At 36.1% G+C, this 12992-nt stretch carries 13 protein-coding genes; 11 read left to right on the top strand and 2 right to left on the bottom strand.

Features of this window, described 5'->3' with window-relative positions; genetic code table 11:
* Window positions 1-86 precede the first annotated feature (86 nt).
* From BK585_RS16815 to BK585_RS16795, 5 genes are all read left to right on the top strand, one after another.
* A complete protein-coding gene (locus BK585_RS16815; protein WP_078555050.1) occupies window positions 87-719 on the top strand; it encodes an SCO family protein in 633 nt (210 codons plus the stop codon).
* A gap of 2 nt (window positions 720-721) precedes the next feature.
* A complete protein-coding gene (locus BK585_RS16810) occupies window positions 722-1279 on the top strand; it encodes a hypothetical protein (RefSeq protein WP_078555048.1) in 558 nt (185 codons plus the stop codon).
* Window positions 1280-1293: 14 nt separating this feature from the next.
* Entirely contained in the window at window positions 1294-2211 is a 918-nt protein-coding gene (gene cyoE, locus BK585_RS16805) for a heme o synthase (protein ID WP_078555046.1), read from the top strand.
* Window positions 2212-2360: 149 nt separating this feature from the next.
* Window positions 2361-2804 (top strand): flavodoxin, encoded by a 444-nt coding sequence (locus BK585_RS16800; protein ID WP_078555044.1) that lies wholly within the window; start codon window positions 2361-2363, stop codon window positions 2802-2804.
* 21 nt (window positions 2805-2825) lie between these two features.
* The gene (locus BK585_RS16795) at window positions 2826-3518 is read left to right on the top strand and encodes a hypothetical protein (protein WP_078555042.1); all 693 of its coding nucleotides are present in this window, start codon (window positions 2826-2828) and stop codon (window positions 3516-3518) included.
* Between the two features lie 210 nt (window positions 3519-3728).
* On the opposite strand, the gene BK585_RS16790 is transcribed toward BK585_RS16795, so the two are convergent.
* Entirely contained in the window at window positions 3729-4826 is a 1098-nt protein-coding gene (locus BK585_RS16790) for a polysaccharide pyruvyl transferase family protein (protein ID WP_078555040.1), read from the bottom strand.
* A complete protein-coding gene (locus tag BK585_RS16785; protein WP_078555038.1) occupies window positions 4823-5782 on the bottom strand; it encodes a glycosyltransferase family protein in 960 nt (319 codons plus the stop codon). Before BK585_RS16785 ends, BK585_RS16790 begins: the two co-directional genes overlap by 4 nt.
* A gap of 173 nt (window positions 5783-5955) precedes the next feature.
* On the opposite strand from BK585_RS16785, the gene BK585_RS16780 reads away from it, so the two are divergent.
* The 6 genes from BK585_RS16780 to BK585_RS16755 all read left to right on the top strand — a co-directional run bounded on the left by BK585_RS16780 (window position 5956) and on the right by BK585_RS16755 (window position 12876).
* On the top strand, window positions 5956-7059 hold the full coding sequence (locus BK585_RS16780; RefSeq protein ID WP_078555036.1) for a polysaccharide pyruvyl transferase family protein: 1104 nt from the start codon (window positions 5956-5958) through the stop codon (window positions 7057-7059).
* The gene (locus BK585_RS16775; protein WP_078555034.1) at window positions 7041-7949 is read left to right on the top strand and encodes a glycosyltransferase family 2 protein; all 909 of its coding nucleotides are present in this window, start codon (window positions 7041-7043) and stop codon (window positions 7947-7949) included. Before BK585_RS16780 ends, BK585_RS16775 begins: the two co-directional genes overlap by 19 nt.
* A 172-nt stretch (window positions 7950-8121) precedes the next feature.
* Window positions 8122-9114 (top strand): glycosyltransferase family protein, encoded by a 993-nt coding sequence (locus BK585_RS16770; protein WP_078555032.1) that lies wholly within the window; start codon window positions 8122-8124, stop codon window positions 9112-9114.
* Between the two features lie 171 nt (window positions 9115-9285).
* A complete protein-coding gene (locus tag BK585_RS16765) occupies window positions 9286-10485 on the top strand; it encodes a GTP-binding protein (RefSeq protein ID WP_078555030.1) in 1200 nt (399 codons plus the stop codon).
* Between the two features lie 8 nt (window positions 10486-10493).
* Window positions 10494-11033, top strand: coding sequence for a dCTP deaminase (gene dcd, locus BK585_RS16760; protein ID WP_078556868.1), 540 nt, complete (start codon window positions 10494-10496; stop codon window positions 11031-11033).
* A 130-nt stretch (window positions 11034-11163) separates the two neighbouring features.
* The gene (locus BK585_RS16755; protein WP_078555028.1) at window positions 11164-12876 is read left to right on the top strand and encodes an ABC transporter ATP-binding protein; all 1713 of its coding nucleotides are present in this window, start codon (window positions 11164-11166) and stop codon (window positions 12874-12876) included.
* The last annotated feature ends 116 nt before the right edge of the window (window positions 12877-12992 follow it).

Genomic DNA, 12992 nt, shown 5'->3' with positions numbered 1-12992 from the left:
GAGATAGCTCGTAATCTACGACTATCTCTTTCCTTCTAATAATGGGTGTTTTTAAGAGTTTACTACTTTTCTAGGAAGTGACCTACATGAATAATAAACGGCAGAATACGATTGCTACCATAGTTGTTTTCCTATTTGGGTGTGTCTTGTTTTATGTAGGAACAGATGGGTTTAGGGCTTTTACGGCTGAAACAGCAAGAGTAAACCAGTTAATAACAGAACAACCTCAATTTCCTCCTGTTACTTTCGAGGATAGCAACGGTCGAATCTATCCTTTTTCTGAATTTGAAAATAAATATGTATTTATTACATTTATGTATACAGCTTGTACGTCCGTTTGCTGGCAATTAGAAATGAACATGGGAGAAGTGTATAAACAGATTCCTGAAAAGCATATCGGTGATGATATTGTTTTTTTAAGTATTAGTTTTGATCCAGAAACAGATGACCCTGCTACTTTAAATAAATATAAAGACTACTTCAAAGCAGACGGGGAAACTTGGAGAATGGCAACCATTCCAAATCAGCAGGAACTAGATTTGTTACTAGAAAAGTTTGGGGTCATTGTCATCCCGGATGAATATGGGGGCTTTGCTCATAATTCAGCATTTTATGTGGTTGATAAACAAGGAACATTAATCGATGTCTTGGATTTTACCAAACCACAAGAAGCTTCTGAGATTGTTGTTACATTACTTGAAAACGATGGGGGAGAATAACGATGACACAATGCAAACTAGGGTTAGCGTTACTTGTCTTTTTAGCTATTCCACCTGTCGCTCAATTCATGGAATCAATCATGGTCATTCACATGCATATGCAAATGCCAATGCTTGTCATTGCTGGGTTATTGATGGCCCCATTTGTCCAAAAGAAAATTCCTATTATTTTCGAAAAATGGAACAACGATGGAATACCAGGTATTCTATTATTTAGTTTTATTATCGGGTACTGGTTATTACCAAGAACGATGGATGAAGCTCTGATGATTCCAATGGTGGAAGTCTTTAAATTTATCAGCCTACCTTTCTTAGCTGGTATTCCTTTGCGTGATAGCTGGAAGAAGCTAAGTGAATTCGCTAGAAATACAGTTCTGATCATTTTTACGATTATCTTTTTGGGGATGGGATTCCTCTATATATACGCTCCATTTCAGCTATGCAACAATTACTTGATGATAGAACAGTTAACACTAGGTTGGGGATTCTTACTTACCGCTATTGCAATGATTATTTATCTACTTTATAAAGCGTTTGTAGACCCTTCACAATATGAATGAGTTGGGGGATGAGCATGAATAAACATGAATTTCTATTAGAGGAGACAATTTCAAAAAAACAACGGGGAACAACACTCTTAACTGATGTATGCTCATTACTAAAAGCTCCTGTATTGATAGCCAATGTTCTCCCAGTTGTTACGGGTTTTTCTTTAGCGTTATATTTTTCAGGTTCTTCTATTTATGACTACTGGGGTCTATTCTTGCTTGCGGTCATCGGAAGCACATCTGTAATGGCCGGAGCGCTTATCCTAAACAATTGGTATGATGTCGATATTGACGCAATCATGGCAAGGACGAAACAACGACCGACGGTAACTGGAAATATCCCATTGCAATACAGTTTGGTAATGGGGGTGTTTCTAACGATTCTAGGATTTATTGTGCTCTCCTTTACAACCTTTGAAGCTGTTTTATATGCATTTATTGGCTGGTTTACGTATGTTGTGTTATATACAATGTGGTCTAAACGAAGGTATACAAGTAATACGGCAATTGGAAGTATTTCAGGAGCAGTTACACCAGTCATTGGTTGGAGCGTCATAAATCCAGAATTTCATATTGTCCCTCTTATATTATCTTTGATTTTGTTTGTATGGCAAATGCCGCATACATTTGCCATCGCGATAAGAAAATATGACGAGTATAAAGCAGCAGGTGTTGCGATGCTTCCTGTTGTGAAGGGAGTTCCAATAACCAAAAAGCAAATCGTAGTTTACGTTGCATGTCTTGTGCCTTTACCGTTTTTTCTATCTGAGATTGGAGTCACCTTTATCGTTATCTCAAGCTTGTTAAATGTAACTTGGCTTGCCATAAGTATAATTGGAATGTATACGAAAGATAATCAACAGTACTCTTATGTTAGCTTTCTATATTCCGTATTTTATATTACGTTTTTATTTGTGTTAATGATTCTTGTCTCATTTTTTTGAAAAAGTAGAGATGTAATTCGCCCTGCTATAGTGATTCTGATAGCAGGTTTTTATTTTCTCAAAAACAACTTGACAATGATAATCATTTTCATTTAATCTAAGTTTAGTGATAATGATTATCAGTAAAGAACGGAATGGGGGAGAATGCAATGGCAAAAGTACTATTGATATTTGCGAGCATGAGTGGAAACACCGAAATGATGGCTGACGCAGTTGCAAAGGGAGTAAAAGAAGCTGGAGGTGACATTGAGGTTATCGATATCATGGATGGTCCAGACGTTTCAGTTTTAGAAGAATATGAGGGAATTTTATTAGGGGCTTACACATGGGGAGATGGGGAGTTGCCTGATGATTTTTTAGACTTTTATGATGAAATGGATGACATAGATCTCACTGGCAAAAAAAGTGCTGCTTTTGGATCATGCGATTCAGCATATCCTGAATATGGAGCTGCCGTTGATATTTTACTTGATAAACTTAAAGAAAGAGGAGCGGAAACCGTTCTTGATGGATTAAAAGTGGAGTTAACACCAAACAAAGATGAGGAAGAAGAATGTCACTCGTTTGGTAAGAAATTTGTCTCGTTTTTATAAACGAAACTGGAGGTACGTCTTATGATAAAGAGGCATTACAACATTACGTTAAAAACGATGACAGACTATCATTTAGAATCATTTATTCGTTGTCCTTATCAATATTATTTTGACTATATTTCATCAGTTGCCGAAAAAGAAATCAAGTGGAAACAGGCAGTTCAGGCTGTAATGAACAAAGTGGTTTCTTCCTTTTATCTCCTCCCTGTCCAGCAGCAAACACAATTTGCTTTGCTTCAAATTATAGATGCTCATTGGAGAAAGGTAACGACCGACTTATTTGATTCGAAGATTCATTATTTTTTGATATTGGCAAAAATCATGGACCATTTGATGCAACATGTCTCAATACAAAACTCCAATACGACTCAACCACCTTTGTTTGTTCATGAAAAATTCCAAACATTTAATCATGAGTTAGAAACGCAATTTGCAGTTACCGTTGATATTGGTGAATGGACAGAAGACAATTTTTCGATAAAGAAGTTTCTCGTAGAAGCCGATGGGGAACTATTGCAGCTGTATACTCATCTAATGGTTGTCTTTTCAAATGCAGTATTCGGCAAACTTCCAGATAAAATAGAGGTCATTTCATTGGTAGATGGGACGTGTTTTTCTAGTAGACCAACGATTGCTGATATCGATAAAGGTCTACAGTATTTAAAACGTTTAAAAGCCCTGCTTCTCCAACCGCTAGAATATAATAGAACATAAAATGGTTGTGCAAGTTATATGGTCAGAGAGAACTGATAACGAATAGGTAGTGAAAATCATAACACGTGAGAGAATGGAAGTTCACTAGGTGTGAAAGACGAAATTTGCGGTCCTTTTTTAATACTTCTAAGAAAGACCACTAAGAGGGCACTGAATTTTCAGCGACCTTCCAGTAGTCTATTCTTAGAAACCGAATGGTGAAAATGTAATCTATTTTAGTTTATCTTGTATAAATGTCTTATATTCATTCTCATAATGTTGTATCGATTTTGCTATCTTTCTTACAAAAAAGTTACGGTTTTTTGAGATTTGTTTTTCCTTTAGATTAATATAGTTACGCAAACGATTTGTGTTTGTTAGGATTGTTGTGTTTAAAGAAGCGACCGACATAGAAAAATCTACACATTTTGAACGATAAGCTAATGAAATGAAAGGTGTCCTAGCTGCAGCCGAAAGAACATTTGAATGTAATTTCAAATTTACAGTAAAGAAACAGGATTTTAGGAATGAGTAAATTTGTGTAGCAGAGCAAACTTCAGGAATTAACGTGACATGTTCTTTTGTTTCCATTTGATTATATAATTGTTGACAAGCATCTTGGTCATTTGGCCACATCGGATAGATGACAAGGTGATATCCTTTTTTTCTTAAGTCGTTCATTGCGCTCAGCAATTGCTTTTGAAGGGCTGCTTCATTGTACCCAAACATCTTATCGAACGTTGTTCCCCAATTAATCGCAATAATTGGCTTATCAATGTGTTTTACATAGGTTTCCTTAATATAAGTGTCTGGGTTAGTTGAAAAAAGAAGTGCTGGGTCGCCAATTACTGTAATAGGGGACTTCGTTTCTACATTTAAGCTCTTTAAAAATGTTTGTGTTAAAGGCCCTCTGACCCCAATGAAATTTACGTGTTTTAGTACATGTTTTAATTTATCTATATCAATCCTTTTATTTTGAAAAAAGGGTTCTTTTACTATTTTTTGTTTTTTAATACAGGAAGAAATCATGTTTTCGCTTAAATAATCAACGCCTGTACCAAAACTGTATATAGGTAAGCCAAACTCAATTGCTTCTTCTAATAGGTCAAGACAAAATTCCCCTTGAAATAACGATCCGCCACCAAGGATAACTCCATCGAAAGGAACTTCATTGTATAGTTGGGATAATGATTTATTTTCTTTAATCTGATAGTCAATGATGGAATAGTCCCTACCAAACCATCTTTCAAAGATTTGGAGACAAGCTTCATAACAAACTTCATCACCAACATTTTCAAAACCTAAATAGCCGATATATAATAGTTTCATTCTGTTCTTCTCCTTTCTTGTACTATTGATAAAATAGCGGAATGTAATTGGTTTGCACGTTTTTTCACAGAATGCTTTTTACGCACCATCTTATACCCCTCTTCCGCTATCTTTTTTCCAAGCGTTTTATAATGTTTAAGATGATAGTTAGCCTTTTTTTCAAAATTATCTTCTGTAATACTCACAAAATTTGTACCAGGTATAAACCCTAAATCAGCTAATTCAGGCGAGTGTGGTGCTAACAATAATGTGTTACTCGCTAATACTTCATAATATTTCATAATGGGATAGCGATAGATGGAATCGCAGGTAAAAAAGATTTTGGCTCTATTTAGTTCTTTCGCATAGCGTTCGCCTACCAAAAATTTTTTATCTGAGTAGGAAGAATGGTTATATCCGGGATGTTCATGCAATAAAAAACGCTTATCGGCTTTGAACGTTTGATAAATTTTATCTCTTAATGGATATATATTTGGATACGTACAACCCATCATTAATAAATCAATCTCTTTTTCAAGTTGGTAATCTTTAAATAAATTAGTATTTACATAATGAGGAAACCATATCATTCTATTATGAAATTCTGGATACCACTTGATAAACATATCACGATAATGAGTGAACAAATATTGAATATTGTTCTCTTTAATAAACTGTTTTCGTAATTCCTTTTTATAATGCAAGTCATGCATAATCATCCCAATCGGAATGTTACACTGACTGATACCTGTTATAGAAGGTGAACGGGAGGGTCTTATATCATTTAATAAAATAAAATCTGGCTGTGTCGCTAAAGATTTTACAATAGAGCATAAGTCCCCATCTTTATCCGATACCGTTAAATTCGTAAGATTCTTTAATTCCTCTTCTAAATAGTAGGTGTTTCTTTCAAGGCCTTGTGACCAATCTTTAGTTATAAATAAAAGATTTATCTTTTCCTTAACCCCGTTATACATATGAAAACGTCCTTTCCTTTCGACCAAATTCTATAATTATTTTAGTTTTCCTAATACCTTATGTAAGTTTTAAGAATTGTGAAAGGGCCAAATGATTAAATCCGCTAATAGATAGAACAAATAGTGATAAAACACCGTATAAATATTAGAGTTGATAAAAGGAGGGACTCTAGTTGGACGATATTTTACTAGCGGGCTATTACGGGGAAAAAAATATAGGTGATGATGCGTTACTTGCAGCTTCGGCTTGGGGTTGTCAACAAATACTAAAGGCAAAAAAGATACATGTCACCGCTACAGAATTGCCAAGTATCACTAAGCATATTCGAAATGTCAGACCTGTTTATGTTGCAGAGGAAAGGATTAAAAGCGATAATTTATTACGCTTATATCATCGGGCGTTAACCTCAAAACATATTATTTTTGGGGGAGGGTCTGTATTTCATTCTACGGAAAAACTTACAAGAGATAGTGACTTAGTAGACATGTGTAGAGGGGAGTCTGTAGCTTTAGGTGTATCGTTTGGTCCTTTTAGAGATAGTGGTGCCGAACTTGCCAGTAAAAAATTGATTGAAAGGTTAGCTTATATTGGGTGTAGAGACAAGCAAAGTTATGAATTAGTGAAAGACTTGGTTCCATATGCAAATGTAGAATTAACATTCGATTTAGCACCTTTGCTTTTAAGTATGGGCCATTTTGATAGAACCTCATCGACTAGAAAAGGAATAGGGTTAGCCTTATGTCACTATGAAAGATATATTGGTGGGAATTATGAAATTGAACGAAAACGAGTGGAAAAAGTGATTCAAGCTATACAGCAGTTATCCGATGAAATCGAGGAAATCGTTTTGTTTGACTTTAACAACCACCCTATTTTTGGAGATGTGGAACTAAATAAAGAAGTCTTGAACCGACTTGGTACAACTATTCCAATATCATATATTCGATATAAGGATGATCCATTTAAGGTGTTAGTGGAAATTTCACGTGTAAAGGGGTTAATTGGAATGCGACTGCATAGTGCAGTCTTCGGTTACTTGACTGAAACGCCAACCATAATTTTTTCCTACCACCCTAAATGTCTCGGTTGGGCCGAACAAATAGGTTCTGATCCTAGCTTTACGGTGGACTCAACAAACTTTGAAACAGACGAACTGATACATGCAATCATTCGTTTGCTTAATAATGAGTATAGTTATCCAACTTTATCTTTGGAGAAGGCAAAAGAACGTTCGTTAAAAAATCTGGAGGGAGCAAAATGTGTTTTATATCCATAGTTGTTCCACTTTATAACAAAGAACATTATGTAGAAAGAATGATTACATCAGTCATAAATCAATCAATACATGATTACGAAGTTATTATTGTAAATGATGGCTCTACGGATAATAGTGTAAATGTCTTAAATCCGTTGTTAAAACCAAATATGCGAATCATACACCAAGAACATGCAGGAAGTTCGGCCGCTCGCAACAGGGGTATTAGAGAATCAAAGGGGAAATTGATTGCATTTTTAGATGCTGATGATGAATGGGAAGTTACTTTTCTTGAAAAAATCAAAAATTTATATGTAATGTATCCTGAGGCGGGGGCTTATGGTACAGGTTATGTAACAATACTACCAAGTGGAAAGAAACTTATACCGAAAATAGAAGCAATACCTACCAATCAATCCCCGGTCTTAATACAAAATTATGCAAATGTAGTCCTAGGAGATTTACCTATTATATCTTCCGCTGTTGCGGTAAAGAAAAGTACATTTGAACAAGTAGGCTATTTTCCGGTAGGTAGGTCTCTTGGTGAAGACCAAGACATGTGGTTTCGAATTGCTCTTCAGTATCCAATTGCTTATGACCCGTCGATACAATGTATTTATTACCGAGGATTAGAAGGAAGTATGTGTGCGAATTTAGAAATTCTTGAAGAATACGCTATAATTCAAACAGTGCGAGAACATCTTGAACAAACGGATACTAGCTTTAATAGAGTGGCTTTGCGGGAATATTTGGCAAAATTACAGCTGGATTACGCGAAACGGTTGTATGAGGCAGGACACATACGTAAGGCTATAATGTTAATTAGAACGTGTAGAACGAAGGAGTTTCTTTTACAAAAGCAATTCATGATAATAAAACTTTGGCTAAAGAAATTAATAGCATATAACTGACAAATGGAGCTATCGAATCAGATAGTTCCATTTGTCGTATAAATAAAAATGTCTAATTTTAAAAAAAAGAGAGAGATACCTAACGCAAAAACATAACGTCGCACATATTCTATCTTTGAGTTAATAAACAGGTGGCAGGGAATCTAGGATTCATTGGAGGAAGGGATACAGAATGGCAACAAATCAAAGTGAAGGTAATAAGGATCGAAAACACAATTTTTGTGTAATCTCTAGTCGTGGCTATGTAGTAAAGGTATTGGCTCTTTATCAATCGTTAAAAAAACATTCACAACATTATTTTTTATGGATATGTTGTACTGATGATATGACCTACAATCTATTATCAAAGATAAACATGGAATTTGTGAAATTAATTAAAGTAAACGAGATAGAGGACAAACGATTGTTAGCTGTTAAAAAAGAAAGAAAGATTAATGAATATTGTTGGACACTAAAAGCCCCTTTTATAAAGCATGTATTAACAACCTATAACCTTAAGTCGGTTATCTATCTTGATGGTGACTTATTTTTTTTCTCAGACCCTAGTATCCTATTTGAGGACTGGGGAGAAGATTCAATTTATTTATGTCCACAGAGAGACTTACATTGGGTAGAAAATAAGTATGGTAAATACCAGGCAGGATTAATTGGTTTTAAAAATGATAAGTATGGGTTACAAAGTGTAACATGGTGGCATAGACGCTGCTTAGAATATTGTGGTGACATTGAAAAAGACGGGAAGTTTGGTGACCAGAAATACTTGGATCAAATTCCGGAAAAGTATCCTTACGTGAAAGTATCGTCTAATGCTGGAGTAGATGCAGCACCATGGAATTGTGTTTATAACAATCAATTTAAGGTAACGAAAAAGAAAGACAGGGTTTTCATTGAAAGTGATAGATTGATTGTATTTCATTTTGCCTGTTTGTCTATTTTAAATAAGGATGAGTTTGACTTATGGTCATTACACAAGCTAGCAATTGATAAAATCATTCTAAATGAAATTTATCATCCTTATCTAAAAACACTGCGAGAAGGGATTACGACCATATCAAAAATAAAAAACATTAATTTATCTCTTTTCTTAAGTGAAGTAGATGGTTCTCAAGTGAAAACATATTATTCATTGAGTTCTCAATCGGCCTCTCATAACGAAAAATACTGATTATGGAAATCCTTATGTTTGGAAACTACTTTAATAGACTCCTTCCCTAAAAAATCATTTTGATTTTAGGTTGGAGTTTAATTGAGTTTCCAAAACCTTTGACAATCCATTGATGTAGACTTAAAATATATAAATAGGAATGATTACGATTTGTAAAGGGAGGACAATATTTTGAATAATACAATCCCAGTTACCGTCTTAAGTGGGTATCTTGGTTCAGGAAAAACAACGCTACTTAATCACCTTCTTCAAAACCGTGATGGACTGCGAATTGCAGTAATTGTTAACGACATGAGTGAAGTTAACATTGATGCTGAACTGATTAAACAAGGTGGGGAGTTATCAAGAACAGAAGAAAAACTTGTAGAAATGTCAAATGGTTGTATTTGTTGCACTTTGCGTGAGGATTTATTAATTGAGGTCGAAAAACTAGCACTCGCTGGTAATATCGATTACATCGTGATTGAGTCTACAGGCATAAGTGAGCCGGTACCGGTTGCTCAAACGTTTTCTTACATAGATGAAGAATTAAACATTGATTTAACACAGTTTTGCCGACTAGACACAATGGTGACAGTGGTGGATGCCAATCGTTTTTGGCATGATTTTGATTCAGGAGAAAGCTTGTTAGACCGAAAGCAAGCGTTAGGGGAAGAGGATGAACGAGAAATTGCAGATTTGCTAATTGACCAAATTGAATTTTGTGATGTTCTCGTATTGAATAAATGTGACCTTGTCTCTGAACAGGAATTAGAAAAATTAGAGCAAGTATTACGAACCTTGCAGCCGACTGCCAAACTTATTCGTACTGTCAATGCGACCGTCCAACCAAAAGAGATAGTAAATACAGGTTTGTTTAATTTTGAACACGCGAGTAATTCTGCAGGGTGGATACGCGAGTTAGCGGAAGGACATGCCAATCATACCCCAGAAACCGAGGAATATGGCATTTCATCTTTTGTATATGAAAGTAGAATTCCGTTTCATTCGATTCGTTTTGATAATTGGGCACACTCAATGCCTAGTAATATTGTAAGAGCAAAAGGAATTGCTTGGTGTGCCACTCAAAATAATGTAGCCCTATTATTGTCTCAAGCAGGTCCTTCGGTCTCTATTGAACCTTTGTCTTATTGGGTAGCAAGTCTTCCAAAAGCAGAGCAACATCAAATTTTAAAAGAGAACCCTCACCTTGTGCAATCTTGGGATGTTCATTACGGTGACCGACATACAAAGCTTGTGTTCATTGGAACAGACTTAGACAAAGAGGAAATTACAAGAGAATTAGAAGCATGCTTGTTAACCGATACGGAACTCGTTTGTGATTGGGAAACACTTGAGGATCCTTTTCAGTGGAAGTTACAGCAGGCCTAGGTGAACAAATGATATTATCCAGTAAAACAATCAGAGAGAAGTTACATGCGAAGGAAATAGGAATCACACCACTAACGGAAGAACAAATTCAGCCTGCATCAGTTGATTTACGACTAGGTGAACATTTTGTTGTGATTGATGAACATAAAGAGAGTTTGATATCGCTTGAGAGTCCTGCGACATATCGAGATTTATCTGTAACGACAGGGGCTATCATTCTACCGCCGCAATCGTTTATGCTTGCCACAACAGTGGAAACGATAGATCTACCAACGAATGTCACTGCTTTTGTGGAGGGGAGGAGCTCGATTGGTAGGCTTGGCCTTTTCATTCAAAATGCCGGCTGGGTTGACCCTGGATTTAAAGGACAGATTACTCTAGAACTGTTTAATGCGAATCGACTTCCGATAGAACTTACTCCAGGTAGAAGAATCTGTCAACTTGTATTTGCTGAAGTCACAGGTGGAGCAGAACCGTATCAAGGAAAATATGTAAACCAAACAGGCGCAACTTCGAGTATGATTTATAAAGACAACGCTCCCTCATAGCGAGGGAGCTTTTAGCATGTGCACAACAGTTTTTGAATGAAGTTTAAAATAACAATACCCGAAAAGAGCGTCTTGTGGTAATGTATGATCATTAATCTTTAATTTGAGAGAATACTAGAGGTGTTTTTACATGATTAGGCGTTTTTTTAGTTATTACCGACCTCATAAAAAGTTATTTTATATTGATTTTTCTTGTGCCGTCTTTGTGGGACTACTAGAACTTGGCTTCCCGCTTGCTGTTTCATGGTTTATAGATGAGCTCTTACCAGATGGGAATTGGAGCACAATCACTGCAGTAAGTGTGGGATTACTCGTTCTTTATATGACGAGTTCGGGGATGCAGTTTGTTGTGAATTACTGGGGCCACAAGCTAGGGATTAATATTGAAACCGATATGCGACGCGAACTGTTCAACCATGTTCAGCGCCAATCGTTTCGTTATTTTGACAATACAAAAACAGGAAACATTATGAGTCGAATTACAAACGACTTAATGGATATCGGAGAATTAGCTCATCACGGTCCAGAGGACTTTTTTATTGCGATTATGACGTTCATCGGTGCATTTTGGATTATGCTTACGATAAATGTGAAATTAGCACTAGTGGCGATTATTATTGTCCCATTTCTTATTTGGCTCATTTCCTATTCAAATATCAAAATGAATGCGGCTTGGGCAAAAATGTTTGGTAACATTGCTGATGTTAATTCACAAGTAGAAGATAGTGTGTCTGGAGTACGTGTCGTACAATCTTTCACAAATGAACAATATGAAATGGACCGTTTTAATAAAAACAATCAGTTCTTCCGAAAATCAAAGCTTAAAGCGTATAAAGTGATGAGTGTCAATTTATCCGGGATATACATTACAACACGCGTAATGACAGTAGCAATTCTTGTTTACGGAGCGTGGCTTAGTTTTTCAGGGGCATTGTCCTACGGAGAACTTGTCGCTTTTATTTTATATTTAAACATCCTTTTTAAACCGATTGAAAAAATAAGCGCACTGCTAGAGCTTTATCCAAAAGGGATGGCTGGGTTTAAACGGTTTACAGAACTTATCGACTCCCAACCAGATATTGAAAATCAGCCTGGTGCTAAAGCAGTATCAGATTTAAAGGGAAACATTCAATTTGAAAATGTGACATTTGGATATGAACGACATCGAACCATTTTAAAGAACCTCGACTTATCGATTGAGGCAGGGAAAACAATTGCGTTTGTTGGACCTTCTGGGGCAGGGAAGACGACGATATCGGCGTTAATCCCTCGCTTCTATGATGTGAATGAAGGAAGGATTACAATAGATGGAATAGATATTCGCGACATGACAAAGGAGTCATTACGCTCTCACATTGGTATCGTTCAACAGGATGTGTTTTTATTTACAGGTACGATTAAAGAAAACATAGCCTATGGAAACTTACAAGCAAGTCAGGCTGAAATAGAAGAAGCAGCAAGGAAAGCTCATTTAACAGATTTAATTGAGTCATTGCTTGATGGCTATGAGACTCAAATAGGGGAAAGAGGACTAAAGTTATCAGGAGGACAGAAACAACGACTAGCCATTGCTAGAATGTTCTTGAAAAACCCACCTATTCTTATACTAGATGAAGCGACATCAGCTCTTGATACAGAAACAGAGACGATTATTCAAGAGGCATTGAATGACCTTGCTAAAGACCGAACAACACTTATCATTGCACATCGTTTAGGTACGATAAAAAATGCTGACCGTATTGTTGTTGTGACGGAGGAAGGAATTGTAGAAGACGGAACTCATCAAGAGTTGCTCTCACATAAAAAAGGAATGTTCTCAAAACTATATGCACTTCAGAAGTAAGAGTCCTTAAAGGGCTCTTTTTCTTTTTTTACATATTAGAAAAATGTTAGTTGCTCATAGATGACTTGAAAGCGAGTTCAGGGAAGGGCGATGGCTTCGCTCACTGCGCATATTTT

It is taken from the genome of Bacillus alkalicellulosilyticus, assembly GCF_002019795.1.
Lineage (GTDB): Bacteria > Bacillota > Bacilli > Bacillales > Bacillaceae_F > Bacillus_AO > Bacillus_AO alkalicellulosilyticum.
Note: the sequence above shows the minus strand (reverse complement) of the source record. Positions and strands in the feature narration are given on the sequence as shown.